Origin of the sequence: Streptacidiphilus fuscans, from assembly GCF_015690355.1 — a bacterium.
Taxonomy (GTDB): Bacteria; Actinomycetota; Actinomycetes; order Streptomycetales; family Streptomycetaceae; genus Streptacidiphilus; species Streptacidiphilus fuscans.
The window spans coordinates 292353-318477 of the sequence record NZ_JADPRT010000002.1 but is presented as its reverse complement, the minus strand read 5'-3'; the positions used below and the strand labels follow the sequence as shown (position 1 = coordinate 318477).

Here is a 26125-nt window from a genome sequence, read left to right as displayed (position 1 = left end):
CGATCGCACCAATGCGCCGAACGGCGGGCAGTGCCGCGCTGCGCCGCTAACGTCGGGTCAGTGGGCGCGGCTATGGTCGCTGGGGTGAAGGCAATCCGACGTTTCACGGTCCGCACCGTCCTCCCCGAACCCCTCCAGGCCCTGGGTGAATTGGCGCTCAACCTGCGCTGGTCCTGGCACCCCGAGACGCGCGAGCTGTTCCGCTCCGTCGATCCCGAGGTCTGGGAGTCGACCGGATGCGACCCGGTGCGGCTGCTCGGCGTGGTCTCCGGCCAGCGCCTGGCCGCACTCGCCGCCGACCGCCGTTTCCTGCGCCGCCTGCACGACGCCCACGAGGACCTGCGCGACTACCTGACCGGCACCCGTTGGTACCAGCAGCAGTCCGACCGCGAGCTGCCCCGGGCCATCGCCTACTTCTCGCCCGAGTTCGGGATCACCGCCACCCTGCCGCAGTACTCCGGCGGCCTCGGCATCCTGGCGGGCGACCACCTCAAGGCCGCCAGCGACCTGGGCGTGCCGATCATCGGGGTGGGCCTGCTCTACCGGCACGGCTACTTCCGCCAGTCACTGTCCCGCGAGGGCTGGCAGCAGGAGCGCTACCCGCTGCTCGACCCGAACGAGCTGGCCGTCAGCCTGCTGCGCGAGGAGGACGGCAGCCCCTGCACCGTCGCCCTCGGCCTGCCCGGCGGCCGCTCGCTGCAGGCGCAGATCTGGAGGGCCCAGGTCGGCCGGGTCCCGCTGCTGATGCTCGACTCCGACATCGAGGAGAACGACTCCCGAGCCCGTGACGTGACCGACCGCCTCTACGGCGGTGGCAGCGAGCACCGGCTGCTCCAGGAGATGCTGCTGGGTATCGGCGGCGTCCGCGCGGTGCGCACCTTCTGCCGGCTGACCGGCCACGCCGACCCCGAGGTCTTCCACACCAACGAGGGGCATGCCGGATTCCTCGGCGTCGAACGCATCCGCGAACTCACTCGTCCGGCGGAAGACGGCGGCGCGGGTCTCGACTTCGACGCCGCGCTGGAGGCAGTGCGGGCGGGCACGCTCTTCACCACCCACACGCCCGTCCCGGCGGGCATCGACCGGTTCGACCGGTCCGTGGTCCACCGTCACTTCGCCACCGACGGCCCGGTCGGCTCCGGCGAGCCGCTCGGCGGCGTCCCCGTCGACCGGGTGCTCGCGCTCGGCGCGGAGAGCTGGCCCGGCGGTGATCCGGCGCTGTTCAACATGGCCGCGATGGGCCTGCGCCTGGCCCAGCGCGCCAACGGCGTCAGCCTGCTGCACGGCCAGGTGAGCCGCTCCATGTTCAACGGCCTCTGGCCCGGTTTCGACGCGGCCGAGGTGCCGATCACCTCGATCACCAACGGCGTCCACGCGGCCACCTGGATCGACCCCGAGGTGGTCCGGCTGGCCGCGAGGGAGCTGGGCGCCGAGCGGATCGAGGACGCCATGGTGCTCGGCGAGTCCCGCCGCTGGGACGGCCTGGACGCCATCGCCGACGGCGAGATCTGGGAGATGCGGCGTCGGCTCCGCGCCCAGCTGGTCGACGAGGCGCGGGCGCGGGTGCGCGCGTCCTGGCGTCAGCGCGGCGCGGCCGTCGCCGAGTTGGGCTGGACGGGTGACGCGCTCGACCCGGACGTGCTGACCATCGGCTTCGCCCGGCGGGTGCCGTCCTACAAGCGGCTCACCCTGATGCTGCGCGACGCCGAACGGCTGCGCGGCCTGCTGCTGCACGCGACCCGGCCGATCCAGATCGTGGTGGCGGGCAAGGCGCACCCGGCGGACGACGGCGGCAAGGCGCTGATCCAGAAGCTGGTCGCCTTCGCGGACGACCCGGAGGTGCGGCACCGGATCATCTTCCTGCCGGACTACGACATGGACATGGCCGCCAAGCTCTACCCCGGCTGCGACGTCTGGCTCAACAACCCGCTCCGTCCGCTGGAGGCCTGCGGCACATCCGGTATGAAGGCCGCGCTCAACGGCGCGCTCAACCTGTCGGTGCTCGACGGGTGGTGGGACGAGTGGTTCGACGGCAGCAACGGCTGGGCCATCCCGACCGCCGACGGCGAGCCCGACGAGGACCGCCGCGACGAGATCGAGGCGGCGGCGCTGTACGACCTGATCGAGCATCAGGTCGCCCCGCGCTTCTACGACCGTGACGCGCACGGGCTGCCGCGCCGGTGGATCCAGATGGTCCGCCACACGCTCAGCACGCTCGGCCCGAAGGTCCTGGCGGGCCGGATGGTCCGCGAGTACGTCGAACGGCTGTACGCCCCGGCGGCGGAGGCGAACCGCGCGCTGGCCGCGGAGCGGGTCGCGGCCCCCGGCGCGGTCGTGACGGCGTACTGCGGTGCCAGGGAGCTGGCGGAGTGGAAGTCCCGGATCCGCTCGCGCTGGTCCCAGGTGCGGGTCGAACACGTCGAGGCGGCGGGCGGCGCGGACGCGCCGGAGCTGGGCAGCACGCTCACCCTGCGGGTGCAGGTCCGGCTCGACGGGTTGGACCCGTCCGACGTCGACGTGCAGGTGGTGTCGGGCCGGGTGGACGACGCGGACGTCATCTCGGACGTCGCGACGGTCTCGCTGAAGCCCGCCGACCGCGCGGACGTCGACGGCCGCTGGCGCTACGAGGGCCCGCTGGAGCTGAGCCGCACCGGCCCGTTCGGGTACACGGTCCGGATCCTCCCGAGCCATCGCCTGCTGGCGAACGAGGCAGAGCTGGGACTCGTCGCCGTCCCGGCGGAGATGGCCGGGCTGGCGGACGGCGTCCTGCGGTAGCCGCGAGTCGGGGACCGAACGCATGACGGCGCCCCCGCCTGATCGAGGCGGGGGCGCTGGTACCCCGACGGCTGCCGGGCTGCTGCTACCGGGCGGCGTGGTCGGTCCGCTGGTTGTAGATCTCCTGGCCGGCCGCGTTGTAGGCGTGGACGTACGCGGTCGGTGCGGTGGACAGGGCGGCGGTGTAGACGAATGCGCCGTCGGCCATGACGGCGGGGTACTCGGTCGGGTCCTGGCCGTAGCTGATGGTGACCTTGGCGACGTCGGACGTGTAGTGCCCGGCGCCGAGCGCGAGGTACCGGCCGCCGTCGGCGGGCTCGCCGAAGCTGTCGAAGAACTCGATCAGGTGACCGGTGCCCCACAGGCGGTCGTTGATGAACGTCGGCGGCATGGACATGCTGCTGCCCTTGTCGCCCTTCGCCTCGCACTGCACGTACTGGCGGGCGGAGTTCACCGCGACGACCACACCGTCCGTGTCCTGCGCAGCCACGGACGAACGAACCGCGATCACCGCGCGGTAGTCCGAGGCGTCCGAACCCAGGCAGGAAGCCAGGATCCCGGCCACAGCCCCAGCCCCGATCGGCGTCGTCCTCGTGCTGGCAACGGCGGACTCGACCGGGAGGCCGGGGGAAGCCGACACCGAGGACGTCTCTGTGGGGGCTGCCTCGTGCAGCGGCTCGGGCGAGTTCAGCACGGACGCGAGGGCCAGGCACAGGGCCGCAGCGGTGCAGGCCGCAGTCGCGCCCAGGGCGTGCCGACGGCGACGGCGCCGGTCGGCGCGGCGGCGGATCTCCGCGGCGGGCAGGGCCGGTGCGGGCGCCGGGGTGCCGAGCAGCCGCAACCGGTCGCCCAGGGCGTCGTGGCGGGGGTCAGACACGAAGTCGTCCTTCCTCGCTGGTCGAGGACTGGTCGCCGAGCCGGGCCGCCAGAGCGGTCCGGCCGCGGGCGAGGCGGCTCTTGACGGCACTGACGCTGGCGCCGGTCTCGGCCGCGACCTGCTCGACGGACAGGTCGCACATGTGGTGCAGGACCATGGCGCTGCGCTGGGCCTCGGGCAGGTCGCGGAGCGCGGCGACCAGCATCAGGTGCTCCTCCGTGGGCGGCTCGACGGTGGGTGGTTCATGGCGGTGGTGACGTCCGGCCAGGTGCAGCCCCCGGGCGAGCCGTCGCCAGCGTGAGACGGCCAGCCGCCGGGCCGTGGTCCGGATCCATGCCTCAGGGGCCTCGTCCGGGTCGAACGTGCGCCTTCGGTCCCACGCGCGGATGAAGGCCTCCTGCACCACGTCCTGCGCCTCGGACCAGTCGCCGGTCAGCGCGTAGAGCTGCCCGGTCAGGCGGGAGAAGGACGCGGCGTAGAACGCGTCGTACTCCTGTGGCGTCATCAAGGGCCTCTCCTGGTGCTGTCGATCGGCAGGACCTGAGCCTGTACGCACGAGCACGGCCCCCAGGTCGCATCCACGGCATGTGACATGGACCACAGGCTCGGGGTGCGACCGGACGGGCATCGGCAGGCGTACCGGGGTGCGGGCATCAACCGGACGCCCGCAGGAAAGGACACGGATTCATGCGTCTCCGCCCGATCATGATCATCGCAGCCACCGCCGCCGCCATCGCGACGGCAGGCGGAGTGGCCAGCGCCGCGACCGGCACCGCTCAGCCCGGCGCCCAGCCCGCCGCCAAGGCCCACGGCAAGCCGTCCGCCGCGCCCGCCGTCAAGGCGCACGGCACCGGCTCGGCCGGAGTCTCGAAGGCCTCGGGCAGCACCGGCGTCTCCGCGACCCGCGTGACCATCACCCCCGTTCCGTTCACCGTCGCCAGCACGAGGACCACGCCGATCGGGGCTGGGGCTGTGGCCGGGATCCTGGCTTCCTGCCTGGGTTCGGACGCCTCGGACTACCACGCGGTGATCGCGGTTCGTTCGTCCGTGGCTGCGCAGGACACGGACGGTGTGGTCGTCGCGGTGAACTCCGCCCGCCAGTACGTGCAGTGCGAGGCGAAGGGCGACAAGGGCAGCAGCATGTCCATGCCGCCGACGTTCATCAACGACCGCCTGTGGGGCACCGGTCACCTGATCGAGTTCTTCGACAGCTTCGGCGAGCCCGCCGACGGCGGCCGGTACCTCGCGCTCGGCGCCGGGCACTACACGTCCGACGTCGCCAAGGTCACCATCAGCTACGGCCAGGACCCGACCGAGTACCCCGCCGTCATGGCCGACGGCGCATTCGTCTACACCGCCGCCCTCTCCGGCATCGAAGGCAACGCCTTCTCCCCGGCCCCGTACGTCCACGCCTACAACGCGGCCGGCAAGGAGATCTACGACCAGGTGACGGAGCCCACGGCCAAGCCGTAGTACGCGCGGGCTCAAGGGGGCCGGTTCGCCCGGCGCTGCCGGCCGCCCGGGACCGATGGTGGTGCCCCGACCTGACCGGGGCACCACCACCGCGCACCTGACGCGAGGTCAGCAGCCCGTCACCGCACTAGACCAGGCTGTCCTTCCAGGCCCGGTGCAAACCGGCGAAGCGGCCCGTGCCTGCGATCAGCTCCGTCGGCGTGCCGTCCTCGACGATCTCGCCCTGGTCCATGACCAGGACGCGGTCGGCGATCTCCACCGTGGAGAGGCGGTGGGCGATGATCACGGCCGTACGGCCGGCCAGGACCGTTGCCATCGCCCGCTGGACCGCCTGCTCGCCCGGGACGTCCAGGGAGGACGTCGCCTCGTCGAGAATCAGCACCGCCGGATCCGCCAGCAGGGCGCGGGCGAAGGCGACCAGCTGGCGCTGGCCCGCGGAGATCCGGCCGCCGCGCTTGCGGACGTCGGTGTCGAAGCCGTCCGGGAGCGCCGCGATGAAGTCGTACGCTCCGATCGCGCGCGCCGCGGCTTCGACCTCCTCACGGGTCGCTTCCGGGCGGCCGATGGAGATGTTCTCGGCGACCGTTCCCGAGAAGAGGAACGACTCCTGAGTCACCATCACCACGCCGCGTCGCAGCTCCGCCGTGGCGAGGTCGCGCAGGTCGACGCCGTCCAGGGCGACCCGTCCGGAGGAGGGGTCGTAGAACCGGGCCAGCAGTTTGGCCAGGGTCGACTTGCCGGCTCCCGTCGCGCCGACGACGGCGACGCTCTGGCCCGCAGGGATCCGCAGGTCGAAGCGCGGCAGCACCTCGCGGCCGTTGCGGTAGGCGAAGGAGACGCCGTCGAAGTCGACTGTGCGTCCGGCGAGTTCTGCGATTCCGGCAAGCTCACCCTGCCCCGACCTGGCGAGGTCGGGAAGGGCGACCGGCTCGGTCGGCTCGGGGACGGACGGCTCGTGGGCGAGCAGGCCCGCGATCTTCTCCAGTGCGGCGGACGCCGACTGGTAGCTGTTGAGGAACATCGCGACCTGGTCGATCGGGTCGAACAGCCGTCGCAGGTACAGGACGAACGCGGCCAGCACACCGAGCTGCAGCCCGCCGTCGGCGACCAGGTACGCGCCCCAGACGACCACGCCGGTGATCCAGATGTTGGCCGTCGCGCGGGAGGTCGCGACGAACTGGGCCATCGACAGCAGACCGCCCGCGTTGGCGTCCGCGTAGTCCGCGTTGGCGACGCCGAAGGCCTGCTCGTTGGCGGCCTCGCGGCGGAACGCCTGGACCGGGCGGATGCCGTTCATCGTCTCGGTGAAGCGGACGATGACGGTGGCCACCGCCGTGCGCGAGCGGCGGTAGATGGCCTGGGAGCGGCGTCGGTACGCGCGGGTGAAGTAGTAGATCGGCAGGATCGACGAGAGCGAGGCCAGGCCGAGCCGCCAGTCCAGCACCAACAGCAGGCCGCTGATGTACATCAGCGACAGGATCACCGAGAGCAGCTCCTGCAGGCCCTCGTTGAGCAGCTCGCGCACGGTGTCGACGTCGCTGGTGGCACGGGAGATGATCCGGCCCGAGGTGTAGCGCTCGTGGAAGTCCAGGCTCAGCGCCTGGGCGTGCCGGAAGATCCGGCGGCGCATCTCCAGCAGGATGGCCTGGTTGAGCACGCCGGAGAGCCGGATGAAGGAACGTTGCAGCAGAGTGGCGACCGCAGCGCAGCCGAGGTAACCGGCCGTCACCGCGACCAGCGGGCCCGCGTCGTGGTGCTGCAGGGCCGGGATGCCGCGGTCGATCGCGTAGGAGACCAGCAGCGGGCCGACCTGCAGCGCGCCCTGCTGGACGGTGATCATCAGCATCGCGAGGACGACCCGCGCCTTGTGCGGGCCCAGCAGCGAACGCAGCAACGCGCGTGGCGCGCCGGGCGGGACGGGGATGTCCTCGCCGTCCTCGCTGCCGGTGGCGGGGGCGTCCTCGTCGGCCAGCGCGCCACGGTCCGGTTCGAGCTCCTCCAGGAGCTCGGCCTCTTCGGTATCGGTCACGCTCATCGCGTCAGGCTCCCGTCCTCGGCCCGCTCACCCGACATCAGTTCCCGGTACTCCGGGTTCGTTTCCAGCAGTTCGTGATGGGTGCCGACCGCCTCGATCCGGCCGTCGGCCAGCAGCGCGACGCGGTCGGCCAGCATGACCGTGCTCGGCCGGTGGGCGACGACCAGGGCCGTCGTGCCCTTGAGCACGTCGCGCAGCGCCTGCTCGACCAGGGCCTCGGTGTGCACGTCGAGTGCGGAGAGCGGGTCGTCCAGCACCAGGAAGGGCGGCGATCCGACCACCGCCCGAGCCAGCGCGAGACGCTGACGCTGGCCGCCGGAGAGGCTCAGCCCCTGCTCGCCCACCTGCGTCCCGGCGCCCTCCGGCAGACCGCGGACGAAGCCGGCCTGGGCCACGTCCAGGGCCCGGTCGAGCGCCTCGGGCGACGCGCCGGGCGCGCCCATCAGCACGTTCTCGCGGACCGAGGCGGAGAAGAGGGTCGGCTCCTCGAAGGCCATCGAGACCAGCTCCCGCAGCCGGGGCCGGGGCAGGTCGCGGATGTCCGTGCCGTCCAGGGTGATCCGGCCGCCGCTGGTCTCGTAGAGGCGGGGCAGCAGGGCGGTGAGCGTGGTCTTGCCGCTGCCGGTCAGACCGACCAGGGCCATGGTCTCGCCGGAGCGGACGTGCAGCTCGACGCCGCGCAGCAGGTCCGGGGTGTCGTCCGGGGCGTCCGGGTAGCGGAAGTGGACGTCCTCGAAGCGGATGCCGTCGCGGGCCTGCTGCTCGACGTCCGCGAGGTCGGTCGAGCCGCTGACGGGTTCGTCCTGGTCTTCGGCTAGTTCGGTGTCCATCACCTCGAAGAAACGGTCCGTCGCCGTGGACGCCTCGTTGCTGTAGGCGAGCAGCCAGCCGAGGGACTCGACCGGCCAGCGCAGGCCCAGCGCCGTGGAGAGGAAGGCGACCAGGGTGCCCGCCGTGACGCTGCCGTGGGCGACCTGGACCACGCCGACCGCCAGCGAGCAGCCGAGCGCGAGCTCGGGCAGGCCGACGATGACCGCCCAGAGGTCGGCCAGCAGCCGCGCCTTGCGCAGCTCGGTGTCGCGCAGCAGCTCGGCCTGGACGCGGTAGCGGGAGGCCATCGTGCGGTGGCGGCCGAAGGACTTGAGGATGCGGATGCCGAGCACCGACTCCTCCAGCACGGTGGCCAGATCGCCGTTCTGGTCCTGGGAGAGCCGGGCGGCGGCGGAGTAGCGGCCCTCGAAGTAGGAGCAGAGCAGGATCAGCGGCACCGCGGGGACCACCGTGATCAGCGCCAACTGCCAGTCCAGGCTGAACATGATGCCGATGCCGGTCAGGAAGACCATCGAGTTGACGATCAGGAAGACCAGCGGGAAGGCCAGGAACAGCCGGATGGTGAACATGTCCGAGGTGGCCCGCGAGAGCAGCTGCCCCGAGGCCCAGCGGTCGTGGAAGGAGACCGGCAGCTTCTGCAGCTTGGCGTAGAGGTCGCCGCGCATCCGCCGTTCGACGCCGGCCAGCGGGCGGGCCACCAGCCAGCGGCGGGTGCCGAAGAGCCCGGCCTCCATCATGCCCAGCACCAGCAGCAGCGCGCCCTGCTGCCAGAGCCCGGCGGTGTCGTGGTGGGCGACCGGGCCGTCGACAATGTCCTTCAGCACCAGCGGGATCACCAGCGCGGCCAGCGAGGCGAGCAGCGCGGCGAGCGTCGAACCGGCCAGGTACCAGCGGATCGGCCGGACGTAGGGGCGGAGCCGGAGCAGCGACCGGATCGCGGAGTGCTTCGGCACGGCCGCCTTCGCGGCGGGCCCGCTCGGAGGGGCGGGGGAATCGGGGGCGGGTCGGTCGGGGGCGGGTCGGTCGGGGTCGAGGGACGTCTGCGGCTGGGTGGACAGCTCAGTCATCGGCTCTGCATCCAGGGATCACGAGGTGGCGAAACGGGCGACGTAAGGGTGGTTCGCAAGACAGTCTTTGGAGCCTAGACCGGAGCACTGACAGCCCTCACCCTATTTTCCGCCCCTTACATCCCCAGGTCCCCCCGGTCACATCCCCAGGTCCCCCCGGTCCGGGACTCAGCCCTGGACGTGGACCAGCACCGTGCCGCTCCCGTCGACGACGTCCAGGCCCGCGATGTCCGAGGGCCCGATCGAGGTGGACGCCGGGACGTCGGCCTTGGCGACGTAGCCCGAGCCCCAGGTCCCGGCCGTCTCGCTCTGCCCGTCGCGGGCGTGAACGACCAGGTGACAGGTGATGCCGGGCGGGAGGTTGCCCAGCGACAGCTCCATCTGGGTGCCCCAGGACTCCGGGGTCAGCGCGGCGGTCGCGGTCACATGGGTGGACGGGTTGCTGCCGGTCCACGTCATCGCTGCCGCCGGGGGCGCAGGCGTACCGCTGTGCACGCCCCCGGCATACACCCATGCGCCGACCACTGCCGCCACCCCGGCCAGCGCCAGTCCGGCGGTCACCAGCACCCGGCGCCGCGGCGGCCGCTGCGGGACGGGGGCTGTCGGCGCGAGGGCACCCGAGGCCGTCGGCGCGTGGCCCGCCGGAGCCGACAGGGTCGCGTCCGGCGGCGTCAGCGACTCCGCCAGCGCGGCGCTCTCGTCCAGCTCCTCGAACGGGGTGTGCCGCAGCAGGCCCGGGAGCGGGGCCATGGCCAGCAGTTCCTCGCGGCAGTGCGGGCAGGTGGAGATGTGGGCCTCCATCGCGGACCGCTCCTCGGGATCGAGTGCCCCGAGCAGGTAGGCGCCCAACTGCACGCTCTCCTGACAGGTCGTCATCGTGAGGTCACTCCTCTCTCCTCCAGAACGTTCCGTAGTGCCCGCAGCCCGTAGAAGCAGCGTGACTTGACCGTGCCCGGCGGGATGCCGAGCTGTTCGGCCGCCTCGGCGACCGTGCGGCGCAGGTAGTAGACCTCGATGAGCGCCTCGCGGTGCTCCTGGCGCAGACCGCGCATGGCTTCCAGCAGCTGCCAGCGTTCCAGCATCCGGTCCAGCTCGGCCTCGCCGCCGAGGTCCTCGATGCCGCCGCGGTCGTCGTCCGGCAGCGGCGTCTCGGGGGGCCGGGCCTGCGTCTTGCGGTACGCCGAGACCACCAGGTTGTGGGCGACCGTGTGCAGCCACGGGCCCGCCCGGTCCAGGTCGAGCGCCTCGCGGTGCTGCCAGGCGCGCAGGAAGGTCTCCTGGGTGAGGTCCTCCGCACGCTGGTAGTCGCCGTGCACCAGGCGCAGGACGTGTCCGAGCACCGACCGTCCGTAGCGCGCGTAGAGCGCGGAGACGAACGCCGCGTCCGAGGTCGGTGGGTGGTCCACACCTTCAGTACGCGCTCCGGCGGTCGGCGGTTCAAGCTGGAGAGGAGACGAATCCGCACCGCAGGAGTTTCCGACTGAACCGCGGGCTGTCCCGGCGTGGCCGAAGGCAGGATTCCCGCGAGCCCTTGGGGGCGACCATGAAGACCCGTGTTCTCGTAGTGACCGCCACCGTGCTGCTGGCCGGGGGAGTGGCGGCCGGGTGCTCGTCCGGCGGCTCGACGTCCGGGAGTGCGTCGAGCAGCGCTCCGGCAGCGACCTCCGGCCCGGCCTCCGCACCTGCCTCCGCGCCGACGAGCGGCGGCGGTGGAAGCAGTCCGCTCGCGCTGACCACGCACACGGTGAACGGCGTCGGCACGGTGGTCGAGGCCAACGGCAGGACCGTCTACTTCGACAACCGGGACACCACCGGCAAGATCGTCTGCACCGGAGGCTGCGCCGCCGTCTGGGTCCCGGTCACCACCACGTCCACTCCCGCCTCCGTGGACGGAGTCACCTTCGGCACGGTCACCCGCCCGGACGGGACCACGCAGCTGACCGCCGAGGGGCACCCGGTCTACACCTTCTCCCGGGACACCACCACGAGTGACGCCTTCGGGCAGGGCGCGAAGGATTCCTTCTCCGGGCAGTCCTTCAGCTGGCACGCGGTGACCACGGCCACGGCCGGCACCGCGACGCCCTCCCCGACCGCGCCCAGCGGCGGCTACGGCGGGTACTGACAGCCGGGTCGGAACCGCGTCACTCCTCGCCCGCGCAGACGCGGAGCAGCAGCAGCGAGCGTCCGGGGACGACGATCGGCTCGCCCGCCGGGCAGTGCCGGCCGTCCGGCGTGGACTGCTGCTCCGACGCGGTGTCGACGACCGTCTCGTAGCAGCGGGCCCACGGCAGGCCGGGCAGGGTGAACCGGGTCGCCCGGTGGTGCGCGTGCAGGATCAGCAGGAAGCTGTCGTCCTGCAGCGGCTCGCCGCACGGGTCGCGTTCGGTGAGGTCGTCGCCGGAGAGCAGCATGGCCAGGGTCGCGCCGGGCTCGTACCAGTCGGCCTCGGTCATCTCCTTGCCGCGCGCGGTGAACCAGGTCAGGTCGGGCACCCCGCCCGGATGCGCGGGACGGCCGGAGAAGAAGGCCCGCTGCCGCAGCACCGGATGGGTCCGGCGCAGCCGGATCAGCCGCGCGGTCAGGTCGTGCAGCGGTCGCCACTCCGGTGAGTCGAGCAGCGACCAGTCCACCCAGCCGACCTCGTTGTCCTGGCAGTACGCGTTGTTGTTGCCGCCCTGGGTGCGGCCGAACTCGTCGCCCGCGACCAGCATCGGCACACCTGTGGACAGCAGCAGCGTGGACATCAGGTTGCGCAGTTGGCGGCGGCGCAGCGCGTTGATCGACGGGGACTCGGTGTCGCCCTCCGCGCCGCAGTTCCAGGAGTGGTTGTCGTCCGTCCCGTCGCGGTTGTCCTCGCCGTTGGCCTGGTTGTGCTTGCCGTTGTAGGAGACCAGGTCGCGCAGGGTGAAGCCGTCGTGCGCGGTGACGTAGTTGACCGAAGCGAACGGCCGCCGCCCGGCGCGCTGGTAGAGGTCGGAGGAGCCGGCCAGCCGGTAGCCGAGGTCCCGCACGTCCGGGCGCGCCCCGCGCCAGAAGTCGCGGACGGTGTCCCGGTACCGGTCGTTCCACTCCGTCCACAGCGGGGGGAAGTTGCCCACCTGGTAGCCGCCGAGGCCCACGTCCCAGGGCTCGGCGATCAGCTTCACCCGGCTCAGCACCGGGTCCTGGAAGACGGCGCCGAGGAACGGCGCGCGCATGTCCACGTCGTAGCCGGTCCGGGCGAGGGTGGCGGCCAGGTCGAAGCGGAAGCCGTCCACGCCCATCTCGGTGACCCAGTAGCGCAGCGAGTCGGTGATCAGCCGGAGCGTCTGCGGCTGGGCGGCGTCCAGGCTGTTGCCGCAGCCCGTGAAGTCCTGGTAGCCACGGCGGTTGTGCGGCTGGAGCCGGTAGTAGCCCGCGTTGTCGAACCCGCGCAGCGACCAGGTCGGCCCGCCCTCGCCGCCCTCGGCGGTGTGGTTGTAGACGACGTCGAGGATCACCTCGATGCCCGCCGCGTGCAGGGATCTGACCATCCGTTTGAACTCGCCGACCTGCTCGCCGCGCGAGCCAGAGGCGGAGTAGGCGGCGTGCGGCGCGAAGTAGCCGATGCTGTTGTAACCCCAGTAGTTGCGCAGCCCGCGCCGCTGCAGGTGCTCCTCGTCGGCGAACTGGTGCACCGGCAGCAGCTCGACGGCGGTGACGCCGAGCCCGGTCAGGTAGTCGAGCGTCGCCGGGTGGCCGAGGCCCGCGTAGGTGCCGCGCAGCTCGGGCGGGACGCCGGGGAGGTTCTGGGTGAAGCCCTTGACGTGCAGCTCGTAGAGGACGGTGTCGGCCCACGGCGTCTTGGGACGCCGGTCGTCGAGCCAGTCGTCGCCGTCGTGCACGACCACGCCCTTGGGCACGTGGCGGGCCGAGTCGCGGTTGTCCCTGACGGTGTCGGCGACGTCGGCCTCCGGCCAGCCGTGCACGTGGCCGTAGGCGGAGTCGTGGAGCACGAACGGGCCGTCGACGGCCCGCGCGTAGGGATCGAGGAGCAGCTTGGCGGGGTTCCACCGGGCGCCGGTCCACGGGTCCCAGCGCCCGTGCACCCGGTACCCGTACCGCTGTCCGGGCCGGACGTCCGGGAGGTGGCCGTGCCACACCTGGAAGGTCTGCTCGCGCAGCGGATGGCGGGTCTCGTGGCCCTCCTCGTCGAAGAGGCAGAGCTCGACCGCCTCGGCGCCGCCCGCCCAGACCGCGAAGTTCGTCCCTGGCCGCCCGTCCGGCCCCTGGTGGTAGCGCGCGCCCAACGGCTGCCAACTGCCGGGCAGCACGGCGCGCTTCGGGGCTCTGTCGCCCGGCTCGGCGGGTGGTGTCTCCGGTGCGTGGGGCCCCTCCGGTTCCTCCTGCGTCAGTCTCAGCTCAGCGGGCATCGCCATCAACCCCACCTCCCCGTCCCGGTGAACGTCCCGATCCCCCGGCTTACGGTTACGTTCCCCACTGGCCGTCAGATGTCACCCGCCCGGTCACGTTCGGTCCCGCGAGAACCCTTGGGCGGGGTGCTGCTGTGCAGCCGGGTGAGGCGCGGGGTGGCGGGGCGGAAGAGGTCAACTTCCGTGCGGGCCAGAAGGTGACGTGCCCGTGTCGTTCGATTCGACTCCTCGTTGAGCCCTTCGGGTCAAGCACAGGAGTGAGGCGGGAGTGAGCGTGAACGTGTGGGCCGGACGGATGAGGCGCGCGGCGGTGGGGGCCCTTCTCCCGCTCACTCTGCTGCTGGCGGGCTGCTCGGGTGCGGGCGCCGACGCCAGCAGCGACACCGCGCGGATCTCAGCCGCGCAGGTGACGCTGACGCCGGGTGACAACGCGTCCGAGGTCCCCGCGCAGGGCGGCGTCCAGGCCACCGTCCGCGACGGGCGGCTGACCCAGGTCACCCTCAAGGACGACGACGGCCACGCGGTCCCGGGGACCGTCAGCGCCAACGGCGCCTCCTGGCAGCCGACCGGCAAGCTGCTGCCGGAGACCCGCTACACCCTCAACGCGGTAGCGGTCGACAAGGACGGCCTCCAGGCCGCCAAGCACGCCAGCTTCACCACCTTCGTGCCCAAGAACACCTTCATCGGGTTCTACAACCCGGTGGACAAGAGCACGGTCGGGGTCGGCTTCATCGTCAGCATCCGCTTCAACCGCGCGATCACGGAACAGGCGGCGGTCCTCCAGGCGATCAGCGTCACCGCGAAGCCCGCCGTCCCGATCGCGCCGCACTGGTTCGGCGCGCAGCGGCTGGACTTCCGCCCGCAGAAGTTCTGGACCCCGGGCACGGTGGTGACGCTCGCGCTGAACCTGCGTCATGTCGAGGGCGCGCCGGGCGTCTACGGCACCCAGCAGAAGTCGATCACCTTCACCGTCGGCCGTAGCCAGATCTCCACCGCCGACACGGACTCCGACACGCTGACGGTCGTCCGCGACGGCTCGACCCTGCGCACCCTCTACATCTCCGCGGGCGGCCCCGGCCACTCCACCTACGACGGCACCATGGTGATCTCCGAGCAGGACCAGGTCACCCGGATGAACTCGGCGACGGTCGGCCTCGGCAGCGAGTACGACATCCCGGCCGTCCCGCACGCGATGCGCCTGACCGACTCGGGCACCTTCGTGCACGGTGTCTACTGGCGCCCGGCCTCGGTCTTCGGCAGCCAGAACACCAGCCACGGCTGCATCGGCCTCTACGACGTCGCGGGCGGCTACAGCGACAGCACCCCCGCGGGCTGGTTCTTCGACCACTCGATGATCGGCGACGTGGTCCGCGTCGTCGGCTCCGACGGCGACCAGGTCGCCCCGGACAACGGCATGAGCGGCTGGAACATGTCCTGGGCGGACTGGACCAAGAGCTGAGCACTCGTCTGGGGAGCGGGCGCGAGGGAGCAGGTCTACGCGAGCTCTTCACGTGCGAGGAACCGCACACGCGTGAGCCGGTCGCGCACCCCGGCACCCAGGGAGGGCGCGAGGTTGGCTTCCGCTGCGTGGTGATTCGGGAACAGGGCCAGTGCCTCAGTGGCCTCGCCGAGGAGCGCGGCCAGCGGGGAGCGCCTTGCGTGGTTGAGACGCGCCAGTGCGGCGCGCAGATCTGTCGAGCGGTTGAGGTCGGCCAACCGGCACAGAGAGGGGAAGCGCTCCCCGGTCTCCCAGCCGTTCATCGGAAGCGACGCCAACTCGGGGGCGTAGAAGTCCAGATCGATCAGGTCGGCTGTGAGGGCCAGCAGATTCCTCTGCTCGGGGGTGAGGCTCTGCGAGCCGTCCGGTGAATTCAGCGAAGACGAGGTCGTCGCGCTGCGGATCAGTCGGATCGCTGCGGACCTGGGGAGGACGCTCCAGAGCGTCCGCCGGTCCCAGACGCGGCGGAACCGCATGAGGCGGTCCTCGACCTCGTCCTCGCCGCGATCGCCGAGGAGATCGATCAGGCTGGCCACGGGACCGGAGCCGGAACCAGGATCACGGCCCGGGTCTTCGCCGCTTGCGTCGTATGACATTGCGGTTGCCGCGACGGGCTGAGGAGGTGGGCTCGTCCCGGCGTGGAACTCCCGCAGATGAGCCTCACCCTCCTGGACGATCATGCGCAGCCAGGTGCGCCAGTAGCCGTCACCGCCGCGCCTCCCGCCGAAAGCCAGCCAGCGTCCGAGGTTTGCCTCGGCGAGTGCTTCGTCGGGGAACAGGGCCGCCGCCTCCTCGGCCTGTCCGAGGATCTGCGAGAGCTCGTCGCAGCAGTGCGGATGCTCGCTGGTGACAGCGGTGTGGATGCGTTCTGGGTCGTGCAGGTCGGCCGTGTCGTCGAAGTAGGCGTTGAAGTCGTGGATGCGCTGGAAGCGCACGCGTGACTCCCAGTCGACCATGGGAAGTTCGGCGTAGTCGGGCACGGGTGCCCCGGCTTCCGACATCAGGTGTTCAGCCACGTCCGTCGGGAACCGGAGGAGCTCCGCCCCGGGGAGCAGGTGCTGACCACGTGTCGACTCGGAGTGGTGGTCGAGCAGCAGTGCGGCGAGCGTGTGCGGCGGGATCACCCGCCCGAGGACCGGGGAATCGTTTGCCAGCCGACGGAGGCGTGTTGCCGCTTCGGCCGGTCCCAGCTGTCCGCACCGTGCTGAGCCGAGGAGGGCGATGCTGAGGGGGAGGGCGGGCATGGGCGAGTCAGCCCCGCTCCTCGGCGCGGCAGGCGTCGAGGAGTGGGGCGAGGCGGTCGGTCGGGGCGTTGGGGCGCACGGCCAGGTAGGTGCGGACGGTCGGTACCGGTGGGGTGAAGGGGCGGACCGCGGTGGTGCGGCCTGGTGGGAGGGTTTCCGCCTGGGCGGCGTAGAAGACGGTCCACGTCGGGCGGCCGGTGCCGATCGCGGCGAGGGTGTCCTGGTCGGTGGTGAACGGTGGGCCCAGGACGGGTTCGAAGCCCGCCGTTCGGCAGGCGTCGGTGACCAGCTCGACCAGGTGCGGGTTGTTCTCGCGCGGGGTGATCCGCAGGGGCATGGCCGCCAGGTCGGCGAGGGCCACGGACTCCCGCGCGGCCAGCGGATGGTTGGCCGGGAGCACGGCGACGAGTGGGTCGGTCCAGACCGGGACGAGCTCCAGATCGGGGCTGCGGCGCGCACCGCGGACGAAGGCCGCGTCGAGTTCGCCCTCGCGTACCAGGCGCAGGCGGGTCGCGGCGTCGGCGCTGTGCAGCTCCACGGTGACGTGCGGGGCGTGTGCGGCCATGGTGGTCAGCACCTGTTCGAGACGCGTGCCCAACCCGACGTTCGTGCCGAGTCGCAGGACCGTCGCGCGTTCGGCGCGCAGGGTGGCCATCGCCTCCGTCGCGGCCTGCTCGGCCCCGAGGACGGCGCGGGCGTGCGGCAGGAACGCGCTGCCCGCAGCCGTCAACGTCACGGAGCGGGTGGTCCGGTCGAAGAGGTCGAGGCCGAGCTCCCGCTCCAGTCGGCGCACCTGCTGACTGACGGTCGGCTGGACGATGCGCAGTCGCTCGGCGGCACGTCCGAAGTGCAACTCCTCGGCCACCGCGAGGAAGTACCGCAGCTGGCGCAGTTCCACGCTCGCCCCCAAGCGCCGTCATTCATCACGATCGTCGATCAGTGTAGGAGCGAGGTGCTCATTGGTCAGGGACGTCGATCGCGGTGAACTGAACACGGAGCGCAAGGAAGCAGCCTTCAAGGACCCGATGAAAGAGGGAAGTTGTGAACACCTCCAGCACCACCACCGCCATGACCGCCGAGCAGCAGGTCGTCCTGCGCTACTTCGACGCCCTGGCCAACGGCAGGCAGGACGTCGTCCGGGACAGCTTCGCCGCCGACGCCACCTTCACCTACCCGGCCGACCTGCCGATGTCCGGTACCTGGACCGGGCCGGACGGCATCGTCGACGGCTTCCTCGCCGCCGCCTTCGAGCTGTTGGACCCGGAGAAGCCGGTCTCCGTCGAGGTCACCGGCGTCTACCCGGCGGGTGAGCACGTGATCGTCGAATGGGCGTCACAGGGGACCGTGCGCAACGGAAACCCGTACCGCAACCAGAACATCGCCGTCTTCACCGTCCGCGAGGGCAGGATCGTCTCCGCCCGCGAGTACGCAGACACCCAGCACTGGGAGCACGCGCTGCGCGGCCCCGCCAACTGAGAGCGGGGAACGCGGGGAACGCGGGCAACGCCGGGACGCCGGGAACGTGGGGAACGACGGTGGAACCGCTCTCCCAGGCATAGGCGTCCCCGTTTTCGGGGAGTTCCCAGCTTGCGAGGTTATCCTCGCCGCAGCGCCCAAAAGGGACAAAACCACTGCAGCTGCCGTGAGGGGAGAAACGGTTGTTCGCGCGCATCGGTGTCCTGCACGCCGCACACGTCCGACGAGGTCTGCTCGGTATAGCCACCGGGGCGTTGGTCCTCGGGGCCAGTGCCTGCGGGGGAACCACTACCCCGGGCCACTCCGGGGGAGGCTCGGGCGGTGGCACGTCGGGCGCGACCGCGGTGGCCGTGCCCGCCGCCTCCGTGACGATCCTGCCGAAGAGCGGCGCGACCGGCGTCGACACGACCGGGACGCTGCACGTCAGCGCCGCGTCCGGGCGGCTCACCTCGGTGGCCGTCACCGGCGCCGACGGCAGCACCGTCAGCGGTGCGATAACCGGCGACGGGACCGGCTGGGCGCCCAGCGGGGTCCTGCACACCGGCACCCGCTACAGCGTCGTCGCCACCGCGGCCGACTCGCAGGGACGCACCACCACCCAGCGCTCCTCGTTCACCACGCTGACGCCGGCGGCCACCGACATCGCCAACTTCAACATCAACCCGGGCGAGACCTACGGCGTGGGCATGGAGGTCTCGCTGCAGTTCAACGACCCGGTGGCGCAGCAGTACCAGGCGGACGTGCTGAAGTCGGTCACCGTCACCGCCAACCCCTCGGTGGACGTGGAGGGTCACTGGTTCGGCGACAGCCGCGTGGACTTCCGTCCGCAGAACTACTGGGCGCCCGGCACCCAGGTCACCCTGCACCTGCATCTGAACGGCGTCCGCACCGGCTCGCAGGAGTACGGCCAGCAGAACAAGGACGTCAGCTTCACCGTCGGCCGCTACCAGGTCAGTGTGGCCGACAACAACGCGCACACCATGATCGTCTACTCGGCCCCCGGCGTGGTCCGCCGGACGCTGCCGGCCAGCCTCGGCGACCCGGAGCACACCACCTGGAACGGCAAGATGGTGATCAGCGAGAAGTACTCGACGATCGACATGAACTCGCAGACGGTGGGCCTGGGCAACGCGTACAACATCCCGGACGTCCCGCACGCCCAGCGGCTGACCACCTCGGGCACCTTCGTCCACGGCAACTACTGGCGTCCGGCCTCGACCTTCGGCAGCCAGAACACCAGCCACGGCTGCGTCGGCCTCCAGGACGTCCAGGGCGGCGGCGACCCGAACACGCCCGCGGCGTGGTTCTACGACAACTCGCTGATCGGCGACGTGGTCCAGGTCGTCAACGCGCCGGACGCGGTCGTCAGCCCGGACAACGGGTGGAACGGCTGGAACATGAGCTGGTCCGCCTGGACGTCCAACTGACCGGACCCCAATCGACCCCAGCCCAACCGACCCCACTCCACCTGCACCCCTCCCGCTCCTCGTGACCACCCCGGGCCCGCGTTAACATCGGTTCACTCTGCGCACTGCTCGGCGCTCTGCGCCCCTTCTTCATCCCGCCCGGGGAGGCACGTACATGGACCGCTTCGTGACGCTCGAGGTCGACCAGGACGCCGTCGGTGTGATCCGGCTCGACCGCCCCAAGATGAACGCGCTCGACATCGCGATGCAGGACCAGCTCAAGGAGGTCGCCGAGGAGGCCACCGCGCGCGCCGACGTGCGCGCGGTGGTGCTCTGGGGCGGCGAGAAGGTCTTCGCGGCCGGCGCCGACATCAAGGAGATGCAGCGCATGAGCCACGCCGACATGGTGCTGCGCGGCGGCGCGCTGCAGGCGGCGTTCGACGCGGTCGCCCGGATCCCCAAGCCGGTGGTCGCCGCGGTCACCGGCTACGCGCTCGGCGGCGGCTGCGAGTTGACGCTCTGCGCGGACATCCGGGTCGCCGCGGAGAACGCCAAGTTCGGTCAGCCGGAGATCCTGCTGGGCCTGATCCCGGGCGCCGGTGGCACCCAGCGGCTCTCGCGCCTGGTCGGCCCGGCCAAGGCCAAGGACCTCATCTTCACCGGCCGCATGGTCGACGCCGTCGAGGCCCACCGGATCGGCCTGGCCGACCAGGTCGTGCCCGCCGAGGAGGTCTTCGCCACCGCGCACGCCTGGGCCGCCAAGCTGGCCGCCGGTCCCGCGCTCGCGCTGCGCGCCGCCAAGGAGGCCGTCGACCGCGGTCTGGAGACCGACCTGGACACCGGTCTGACCATCGAGCGGAACCTCTTCGCGGGCCTCTTCGCCACCGAGGACCGCGAGATCGGCATGCGCAGCTTCGTCGAGGAAGGCCCGGGCAAGGCCAAGTTCAACTGACCGGTCGTTGAGGCGTCCCTGGTGCCCTGGTGGGGTAACCGTTGGTCAACACACCGGTTTCCCCACCGGTTTCCCGCCGGTAACTCCTCCGGTCAACGCGGTGTGTCAACTCTGGTCCCACCGGCACCGGTTGTCTCTTCCGCCGGGCCCACCCGGCTGAGCTGGGCGTATGCAAACCTCTTTGGCATATGCCCGAAGCAATAGATGATTTTTTGCCGATTCGGCTCCACAGAGCACTCCTGACGCGCCATCATTGCCTCATGGCAGTACAGGGCGAAGTGGTGCGGGCGCGGACAGTGATCAACGAGCGGGTGGATTCGGCCGATTCGGCTGCATCCGTCGAGTTCGACGACGCTGCCCGGCTCCTTTCCCCCGAGGGCGACGGCTCCTGTCTGGTCGCCGCCCCGGGTGTCACCGCGCGCGCCCGCCGGCTCACCTTGTCCGCCCTGGAGTCCTGGGGACTGGGCGGACAAGGTGAGGTGGCGGAGCAGCTGGTGGCCGAGCTGGTGGCCAACGCGATCCGGCACACGGGCGGTCGCAGCTTCGTCCTGCGGGTGCTGCGCGGCTCCGGCCGCGTCCGCGTCGAGCTGCGTGACCCGTCGCGGGCGTTGCCGTGTCTGATCAAGGGAGACGCGGAGGACGAGTCGGGGCGCGGTCTCCGGCTGGTCGACGTGCTCGCGGACCGCTGGGGCGTGGACCTGCTCTCGCGCGGCAAGTCGGTGTGGTTCGAGCTCAAGGTCCGCGCGGCGACGACGGCGTAGCGACGACGGCGCAGCAATGACGGCGTAGCCTGGGCCTGACATCGAAGGGGCCCGGAACGTCATGCGGGGCCCCATGGATCCGTTGATCCTCGGGGCCCCTGCATCGTGGGCCGGGCAGCCAAGGGGGTGTTGCTGCCGTGGCATCGGAAGCTCGGGTCAGAGGCGTTCCGGTCACCGACTATGGCACGAATCCCGACATATGGGCAAAGTGCAAAAGGGACATATGGCGTTATTTCGCCATGGCGTGCCGTGGATCACAAGGAATGCTCCACCATTTGCTTACATTTCCCTTGCCGGCTACCTGGCAAACCTTGGATCGTTCAGGTAGATCTAGGCGTGTGTGTGCTGACCGTCTCAGTCCGCTCCCGCTCTCCCTCCCGCTCTCCCTCCCGCACCTGCGCGACGCGATCCGCGGCCGGATCCGACGCCAGGTCTACGCCACCGTCCACGGCGACGGCCTCGACTTCGGCCGTTACGACCGGCCGGACGGCGACCCGGGCCTGTTCGGGCCCGACAGCATGGTGTGGCTGGTCCACGGGGACATGCCGGGCATGTTCACCGGCGGCATCGCGGCCCTGCTGCTCCAGTCGCTGCACCCGCTCGCCATGGCCGGGGTGGACCAGCACTCCGACTACCGCGAGCGGCCGATCGACCGGCTCAACGGCACGGCCGGCTTCGTCACCGTCACCAGCTACGGCGGAGCGGCGGAGGCGGAGGCCGCGATCGCCCGCGTCCGCCGGATCCACGAGCACGTCCGCGGCACCGCGCCCGACGGCCGCCCGTACGACGCGGGCGACCCGGAGCTGCTCCGCTGGGTCCACGTCGCCGAGACGTGCTGCTTCCTGGCGGGCTACCAGCGTTACGCCCCCAGGCCGCTCAGCCGCTCCGAGCAGGACCGCTACTTCGACGAAGTCGCCCGGACGGCGGAGCGCCTCGGCGCGACGGACGTGCCGCACTCGCTCGCCGAGGTCCACGCCTACCTGCGCGAGGTCCGTCCCCAACTCGCGCTTACCGAGGCCGCATCGGCGGCGGTCGACTTCCTCCGCGCGCCCGGCACGTTCGTCTCCGACCCCGGCAGCGCGGCGGCGATGCGGATCCTGGTCGACGGCGGGATCGACCTGCTGCCGGACTGGGCTCGAGCTCAACTCCGGCTGCCCACACGGTCCGTGCTCGGCGTCACCGCCGTCCGGGCCGCCGTCCGCGCGCTGGCCGCGGTGCTGCGCTACGGCTGCGAACCCTCCGACGTCATCACGACGGCCCGAGCGCGCGCTCTGCGACCCGCGTCAACTGCCGTGCGAACGTCCCCTCCGGATCCTGGCTGACCCGTGTCAGCGCGACCATCGAGGTGATGATGACGTCGCACAGCTCCTTCTCCACGTCCTCCCACGTGTGCGAGAACCCCTTTCTGGGGTTCTGCCCGGTGGCCCCGATCACCGCCTCGGCGACCTCCCCGGCCTCCTCGGTGATCTTCAGGATCTGCAGGATGGTCCGGGTCTCGGCGGGGAGCTTGCTGTCCTTCGACAGCCAGTGTTCGAGCTCGGCGATCACGTTCCACGGGGAGTCAGTCACCGTGTCAGCGTAGAACCCACCGCCGACAGTGGACCTAGGCTGCGGACCGCCCGCCGCGGACTACAGTTCCGGGCATGAGGACCATCGGCCTGCTGGGCGGCATGAGCTGGGAGTCGACCGCGGAGTACTACCGCATCGTCAACGAGAGCGTCCGCGAGCGTCTGGGCGGGCTGCACTCCGCGCGGTGCGTGGTCTACTCGGTCGACTTCGCCGAGGTCGAACGCCTCCAGACGGAGGGCCGTTGGGAGGAGGCGGGAGCGCTCCTCGCCGACGCTGCCCGCTCGTTGGAGGCCGCGGGCGCGGAGGTCGTGGTGCTCTGCACGAACACCATGCACAAGGTCGCCGACGCGATCACCGACGCCGTCTCGGTGCCGCTGCTCCACCTCGCGGACGCCACCGCCGCCGCTGTCCGGGCCCAAGGTCTGCGCCGGGTGGGGCTGTTGGGAACCGCGTTCACCATGGAGCAGTCGTTCTACCGCGACCGTCTGGCCGGGCATGGCCTCGTGGTCGACGTCCCCGGGCCGCAGGCGCGGGCGTCGGTCCATCGCGTCATCTACGACGAGCTCTGCCTCGGCGTGGTCACGGACGCCTCGCGCGAGCTGTACCGGCAGGTCATCGCGGAGCTGGTCGCCCGGGGCACCGAGGGCATCGTGCTCGGCTGCACCGAGATCGAGCTGCTCGTGGGGCCCGCCGACAGCCCCGTCCCGGTCTTCCCCACCGCCCGTCTGCACGCCGAGGTCGCCGTGGACTTCGCGCTGGCGTGAACCGGGGCGACGCGTCCGGCGGTCCGTCAGTCCGCTTGCCCCGGCTGCCCCGGCTGCCCCGGCTGGCCCGGCTGGCCCGGCTGCCCAGGCTGGCCCGCCTGGCCGTGGGAGCCCGCTTCGAGGGAGGCCCGCAGCGTCGCCAGGGTGGCAGCCATGCGGGCGAGGTCGTCCGGGGAGACCGCCTCGGTCAGTGAGGCGAGTTCGCTCTCGACGACGGGTCGGGAGGCGGTCAGCAGCCTCTTGCCCTCGGGCGTGAGGCGGAGGATGGACGAGCGTCGGTCCTGGGGGTGCGCGGCCCGCTCGCACCAGCCTGCGGCGGCCAAGCGGTCGACCGCCTTGCTGACGGCTCCCACAGTGATCGCCACCTCGGCGACGATGTCGAGCACGCGGCACCCCGGCACCCGGTCGATGATCTCCAGAAACTCGAACTGCCCGATGGACAACCCCAGTTCGGCGCGCAGCCGGGCTCCTGCCGCGTTGTAGAGCCGGGTCTCGACGCGGACGAGGTCCATGAAGACGGGTGTGACGGGGGTCACAAATCCTCCAATAGATTCCCGGGAATCCTCTTCCCTGGAATGTGGTTGGATGCAGGCAGATGGATTCCTCGGAATGCATCCTCTCATCCCGATCCATGGAGGTTCGCCATGTCCCGACAGCAGCGTGAGGCCCTGGACGCCCTGCTCCGCTCGCTCCCGCGCAGCGAGACGCCGCCGACCGTCGAGGAGCAGCGCAGCGGTTTCGCCGCAGGCGTCGGCCGGCCCGCGCCGGAGGGTGTGGCCGTCCGCGGCACGGTCCTGGGAGGGCGGCCCGCGCTGGAGCTGGAGCCCGCCGGAGTCACCGGCCGCGGTCGGCTGCTCTACCTGCACGGCGGCGGCTACGTCATCGGCTCACCGGACACCCATGCCGGGCTGGTCGGTGAACTGGCCCGCCGCGCCGGGATCCTGGCGACGTCGGTGGCCTACCGGCTGGCGCCGGAGCACCCGTTCCCGGCAGCCCTCGACGACGGCCTCGCTGCCTACCGCGAGCTGCTGGAGGCGGGCACCGACCCGCGTGACCTCGTCGTGGGCGGCGACTCCGCCGGTGGCGGCCTGATCCTCGCCACCCTGCTGGCGGCGCGCGAGGCCGGGTTGCCGCTGCCGGCCGCCGCGGTGGTCTTCTCGCCGTGGGCCGACCTCACCCTGAGCGGCGCGAGCATCAGGTCCAAGGAGGAGGCCGACCCGATCTTCGTCGAGGCGGACCTGCGCGACTACGCCGATCTCTACGTCGGCGCGGGCGACCGGGCGCAGCAGCTGGTCAGCCCCCTCTTCGCCGACCTCGCGGGGCTGCCTCCGCTGCTGGTGCAGGTCGGAGCCAACGAGGTGCTGCTCGACGACGCGGTCCGGCTGGCCGCCCGCGCGGGCGCCGCCGACGTCGAGGTCACCCTGGAGATCGGGGCCGGACTCCCGCACGTCTTCCAGCACCACTACGGCCGCCTGGACGAGGCGGACGCCGCACTCGACCGCGTCGCCCGCTTCTTCGCGACCCACCTGGAGGCCGCCCCGGTCAGCACTCGATGACGTTGACCGCCAGGCCGCCGCGGGAGGTCTCCTTGTACTTGACCTTCATGTCGGCGCCCGTCTCCTTCATGGTCTTGATCGCCTTGTCGAGGGAGACGTGGTGGCGGCCGTCGCCGCGCAGCGCCATCCGGGCGGCGGTGACGGCCTTGACGGCCGCCATGCCGTTGCGCTCGATGCACGGGATCTGGACCAGGCCGCCGACCGGGTCGCAGGTGAGGCCGAGGTTGTGCTCGATGCCGATCTCGGCGGCGTTCTCGACCTGCTCGGGCGTGCCGCCGAGGACCTCGGCGAGGCCGCCCGCGGCCATCGAGCAGGCGGAGCCGACCTCCCCCTGGCAGCCGACCTCGGCGCCGGAGATGGAGGCGTTCTCCTTGAAGAGCATGCCCACCGCGCCCGCCGCGAGCAGGAACCGGACGATGCCGTCCTCGTCCGCACCCGGGATGAAGTTCAGGTAGTAGTGCAGCACCGCCGGGATGATGCCCGCAGCGCCGTTGGTCGGGGCGGTCACCACGCGCCCGCCCGCCGCGTTCTCCTCGTTGACCGCCATCGCGTAGAGGGTGACCCACTCCATCGCGTTGGCCGGGCCGATGCCCTCGACGCGAAGCGCACGCGCGGCCGACGCCGCGCGGCGGCGGACCTTGAGGCCGCCCGGGAGGATGCCCTCGTGGTGCATGCCGTTGCGGACGCACTCCTGCATCACGGCCCAGATCTCCAGCAGCCCCGCCCGGATCTCCGCCTCGCTGCGCCAGGCCTTCTCGTTCTCCAGCATCAGCGAGGAGATGGACAGGCCGGTCTCGGCCGTCAGCCGGAGCAGGTCCGCACCCGTACGGAACGGATAGGTGAGCACGGTGTCGTCGAGCTTGACGCGGTCCGCGCCGATCGCGTCCTCGTCGACGACGAAGCCGCCGCCGACCGAGTAGTAGGTCTTCTCCAGCAGCGGGACGCCCGCCGCGTCGTAGGCGCAGAGCGTCATGCCGTTGGCGTGGTACGGCAGGGACCGACGCCGGTGCAGGATCAGCTCGTTGTCCGGGTCGAACGCGATCTCGTGGGTGCCCAGCAGCGAGATCCGCTTGGTCTCCTTGATCCGCGCGACGTCCAGGTCGGCCTGCTCGATGTCGACCGTGCGCGGCGAGTTGCCCTCCAGGCCCAGCAGGACGGCCTTGGGCGTGCCGTGGCCGTGGCCGGTCGCGCCGAGGGAGCCGAAGAGCTCGGCCCGCATCGCGTGGACGTCCGCCAGCAGGCCCTCCGACTTCAGGCGGCGCGCGAACATCCGGGCCGCCCGCATCGGGCCGACCGTGTGCGAGCTGGACGGGCCGATGCCGATGGAGAAGAGGTCGAAGACGCTGATGGCCACGAGGACGCCCTTGTCTTGTGGGTGGGGCAGGAAGCGGGGCAGGGGTACGAGCGGTGTCATGGGTAGGGGCACCGCGCGCACTGTCTGGTTCCAGTG

Annotated in this window: 23 protein-coding genes; 11 read left to right on the top strand and 12 right to left on the bottom strand. The window is 71.5% G+C overall.

Translation table 11 applies throughout. The annotated features are described in order from the left end of the window. Window positions 1-84: 84 nt before the first annotated feature. On the top strand, window positions 85-2775 hold the full coding sequence (gene glgP, locus I2501_RS05125) for an alpha-glucan family phosphorylase (protein ID WP_196192607.1): 2691 nt from the start codon (window positions 85-87) through the stop codon (window positions 2773-2775). Window positions 2776-2860: 85 nt separating this feature from the next. Here the strand turns inward: glgP and I2501_RS05120 are convergent, their stop codons facing one another. Both I2501_RS05120 and I2501_RS05115 read right to left on the bottom strand, forming a co-directional pair. Beyond that, window positions 2861-3652 (bottom strand): hypothetical protein, encoded by a 792-nt coding sequence (locus tag I2501_RS05120; RefSeq protein WP_196192606.1) that lies wholly within the window; start codon window positions 3650-3652, stop codon window positions 2861-2863. Next, window positions 3645-4157, bottom strand: a complete 513-nt coding sequence (locus I2501_RS05115) for a SigE family RNA polymerase sigma factor (RefSeq protein WP_196192605.1) — start codon at window positions 4155-4157, stop codon at window positions 3645-3647. The genes I2501_RS05120 and I2501_RS05115 overlap by 8 nt, the downstream gene beginning before the upstream one ends. A 182-nt stretch (window positions 4158-4339) precedes the next feature. Between I2501_RS05115 and I2501_RS05110 the strand changes: the two genes are divergently transcribed. Further along, a complete protein-coding gene (locus tag I2501_RS05110; protein ID WP_196192604.1) occupies window positions 4340-5125 on the top strand; it encodes a hypothetical protein in 786 nt (261 codons plus the stop codon). Window positions 5126-5252: 127 nt separating this feature from the next. On the opposite strand, the gene I2501_RS05105 is transcribed toward I2501_RS05110, so the two are convergent. From I2501_RS05105 to I2501_RS40145, 4 genes are all read right to left on the bottom strand, one after another. Next, window positions 5253-7160 carry an ABC transporter ATP-binding protein gene (locus I2501_RS05105; RefSeq protein WP_196192603.1) on the bottom strand — a complete coding sequence of 636 codons (1908 nt, stop codon included), beginning with the start codon at window positions 7158-7160 and terminating at the stop codon, window positions 5253-5255. Further along, window positions 7157-9058, bottom strand: a complete 1902-nt coding sequence (locus tag I2501_RS05100) for an ABC transporter ATP-binding protein (protein ID WP_196192602.1) — start codon at window positions 9056-9058, stop codon at window positions 7157-7159. The genes I2501_RS05105 and I2501_RS05100 overlap by 4 nt, the downstream gene beginning before the upstream one ends. 168 nt (window positions 9059-9226) lie before the next feature. Further along, a complete protein-coding gene (locus I2501_RS05095; RefSeq protein ID WP_196192601.1) occupies window positions 9227-9934 on the bottom strand; it encodes an anti-sigma factor family protein in 708 nt (235 codons plus the stop codon). Continuing rightward, window positions 9931-10464, bottom strand: a complete 534-nt coding sequence (locus I2501_RS40145; RefSeq protein WP_196192600.1) for a sigma-70 family RNA polymerase sigma factor — start codon at window positions 10462-10464, stop codon at window positions 9931-9933. Before I2501_RS40145 ends, I2501_RS05095 begins: the two co-directional genes overlap by 4 nt. Before the next feature lie 137 nt (window positions 10465-10601). On the opposite strand from I2501_RS40145, the gene I2501_RS05085 reads away from it, so the two are divergent. Further along, complete coding sequence (locus I2501_RS05085) at window positions 10602-11180, top strand: COG4315 family predicted lipoprotein (RefSeq protein ID WP_196192599.1); 579 nt, start codon at window positions 10602-10604, stop codon at window positions 11178-11180. 19 nt (window positions 11181-11199) lie between these two features. Here the strand turns inward: I2501_RS05085 and glgX are convergent, their stop codons facing one another. Beyond that, window positions 11200-13455, bottom strand: coding sequence for a glycogen debranching protein GlgX (gene glgX, locus I2501_RS05080; RefSeq protein ID WP_196192598.1), 2256 nt, complete (start codon window positions 13453-13455; stop codon window positions 11200-11202). Between the two features lie 262 nt (window positions 13456-13717). Between glgX and I2501_RS05075 the strand changes: the two genes are divergently transcribed. Continuing rightward, complete coding sequence (locus I2501_RS05075; protein WP_328806209.1) at window positions 13718-14908, top strand: L,D-transpeptidase; 1191 nt, start codon at window positions 13718-13720, stop codon at window positions 14906-14908. Window positions 14909-14943: 35 nt separating this feature from the next. On the opposite strand, the gene I2501_RS05070 is transcribed toward I2501_RS05075, so the two are convergent. Further along, a complete protein-coding gene (locus tag I2501_RS05070) occupies window positions 14944-16071 on the bottom strand; it encodes a hypothetical protein (protein WP_196192597.1) in 1128 nt (375 codons plus the stop codon). A gap of 127 nt (window positions 16072-16198) precedes the next feature. Beyond that, on the bottom strand, window positions 16199-17089 hold the full coding sequence (locus I2501_RS05065) for a LysR family transcriptional regulator (protein WP_196192596.1): 891 nt from the start codon (window positions 17087-17089) through the stop codon (window positions 16199-16201). 143 nt (window positions 17090-17232) lie between these two features. Between I2501_RS05065 and I2501_RS05060 the strand changes: the two genes are divergently transcribed. The 5 genes from I2501_RS05060 (at window position 17233) to I2501_RS05040 (ending at window position 22108) form a co-directional block, all read left to right on the top strand. Beyond that, window positions 17233-17667, top strand: coding sequence for a nuclear transport factor 2 family protein (locus I2501_RS05060; RefSeq protein ID WP_328806208.1), 435 nt, complete (start codon window positions 17233-17235; stop codon window positions 17665-17667). A 182-nt stretch (window positions 17668-17849) separates the two neighbouring features. Further along, the gene (locus tag I2501_RS05055; protein ID WP_236045878.1) at window positions 17850-19094 is read left to right on the top strand and encodes a L,D-transpeptidase; all 1245 of its coding nucleotides are present in this window, start codon (window positions 17850-17852) and stop codon (window positions 19092-19094) included. A 154-nt stretch (window positions 19095-19248) separates the two neighbouring features. Beyond that, complete coding sequence (locus tag I2501_RS05050) at window positions 19249-20025, top strand: enoyl-CoA hydratase/isomerase family protein (protein WP_196192595.1); 777 nt, start codon at window positions 19249-19251, stop codon at window positions 20023-20025. 260 nt (window positions 20026-20285) lie between these two features. Continuing rightward, window positions 20286-20786 carry an ATP-binding protein gene (locus tag I2501_RS05045; RefSeq protein ID WP_236045877.1) on the top strand — a complete coding sequence of 167 codons (501 nt, stop codon included), beginning with the start codon at window positions 20286-20288 and terminating at the stop codon, window positions 20784-20786. Between the two features lie 338 nt (window positions 20787-21124). Continuing rightward, a complete protein-coding gene (locus I2501_RS05040; RefSeq protein WP_328806207.1) occupies window positions 21125-22108 on the top strand; it encodes an oxygenase MpaB family protein in 984 nt (327 codons plus the stop codon). Here I2501_RS05040 and I2501_RS05035 read toward each other — a convergent pair. After that, complete coding sequence (locus tag I2501_RS05035) at window positions 22035-22355, bottom strand: MazG-like family protein (RefSeq protein ID WP_328806206.1); 321 nt, start codon at window positions 22353-22355, stop codon at window positions 22035-22037. The two genes, I2501_RS05040 and I2501_RS05035, sit on opposite strands and share 74 nt — an antisense overlap. 74 nt (window positions 22356-22429) lie before the next feature. Here I2501_RS05035 and I2501_RS05030 point away from each other — a divergent pair, with 74 nt between their 5' ends. Then, on the top strand, window positions 22430-23119 hold the full coding sequence (locus I2501_RS05030) for an aspartate/glutamate racemase family protein (protein ID WP_196192593.1): 690 nt from the start codon (window positions 22430-22432) through the stop codon (window positions 23117-23119). Window positions 23120-23145: 26 nt separating this feature from the next. On the opposite strand, the gene I2501_RS05025 is transcribed toward I2501_RS05030, so the two are convergent. Then, a complete protein-coding gene (locus I2501_RS05025) occupies window positions 23146-23655 on the bottom strand; it encodes a MarR family winged helix-turn-helix transcriptional regulator (RefSeq protein WP_196192592.1) in 510 nt (169 codons plus the stop codon). Between the two features lie 108 nt (window positions 23656-23763). Here I2501_RS05025 and I2501_RS05020 point away from each other — a divergent pair, with 108 nt between their 5' ends. Then, window positions 23764-24675, top strand: a complete 912-nt coding sequence (locus tag I2501_RS05020) for an alpha/beta hydrolase (protein WP_196192591.1) — start codon at window positions 23764-23766, stop codon at window positions 24673-24675. Here the strand turns inward: I2501_RS05020 and I2501_RS05015 are convergent. Further along, on the bottom strand, window positions 24662-26029 hold the full coding sequence (locus I2501_RS05015) for an L-serine ammonia-lyase (protein WP_196192590.1): 1368 nt from the start codon (window positions 26027-26029) through the stop codon (window positions 24662-24664). The genes I2501_RS05020 and I2501_RS05015 overlap by 14 nt on opposite strands. Window positions 26030-26125 lie beyond the last annotated feature (96 nt).

Coding starts and splice junctions, on each gene's coding strand:
- I2501_RS05115 (WP_196192605.1), bottom strand. CDS start 4,157: ATGACGCCACAGGAGTACGACGCGTTCTACGCCGCGTCCTTCTCCCGC.
- I2501_RS05110 (WP_196192604.1), top strand. CDS start 4,340: ATGCGTCTCCGCCCGATCATGATCATCGCAGCCACCGCCGCCGCCATC.
- I2501_RS05105 (WP_196192603.1), bottom strand. CDS start 7,160: ATGAGCGTGACCGATACCGAAGAGGCCGAGCTCCTGGAGGAGCTCGAA.
- I2501_RS05100 (WP_196192602.1), bottom strand. CDS start 9,058: ATGACTGAGCTGTCCACCCAGCCGCAGACGTCCCTCGACCCCGACCGA.
- I2501_RS05095 (WP_196192601.1), bottom strand. CDS start 9,934: ATGACGACCTGTCAGGAGAGCGTGCAGTTGGGCGCCTACCTGCTCGGG.
- I2501_RS05085 (WP_196192599.1), top strand. CDS start 10,602: ATGAAGACCCGTGTTCTCGTAGTGACCGCCACCGTGCTGCTGGCCGGG.
- glgX (WP_196192598.1), bottom strand. CDS start 13,455: ATGGCGATGCCCGCTGAGCTGAGACTGACGCAGGAGGAACCGGAGGGG.
- I2501_RS05050 (WP_196192595.1), top strand. CDS start 19,249: ATGGACCGCTTCGTGACGCTCGAGGTCGACCAGGACGCCGTCGGTGTG.
- I2501_RS05045 (WP_236045877.1), top strand. CDS start 20,286: ATGGCAGTACAGGGCGAAGTGGTGCGGGCGCGGACAGTGATCAACGAG.
- I2501_RS05030 (WP_196192593.1), top strand. CDS start 22,430: ATGAGGACCATCGGCCTGCTGGGCGGCATGAGCTGGGAGTCGACCGCG.
- I2501_RS05020 (WP_196192591.1), top strand. CDS start 23,764: ATGTCCCGACAGCAGCGTGAGGCCCTGGACGCCCTGCTCCGCTCGCTC.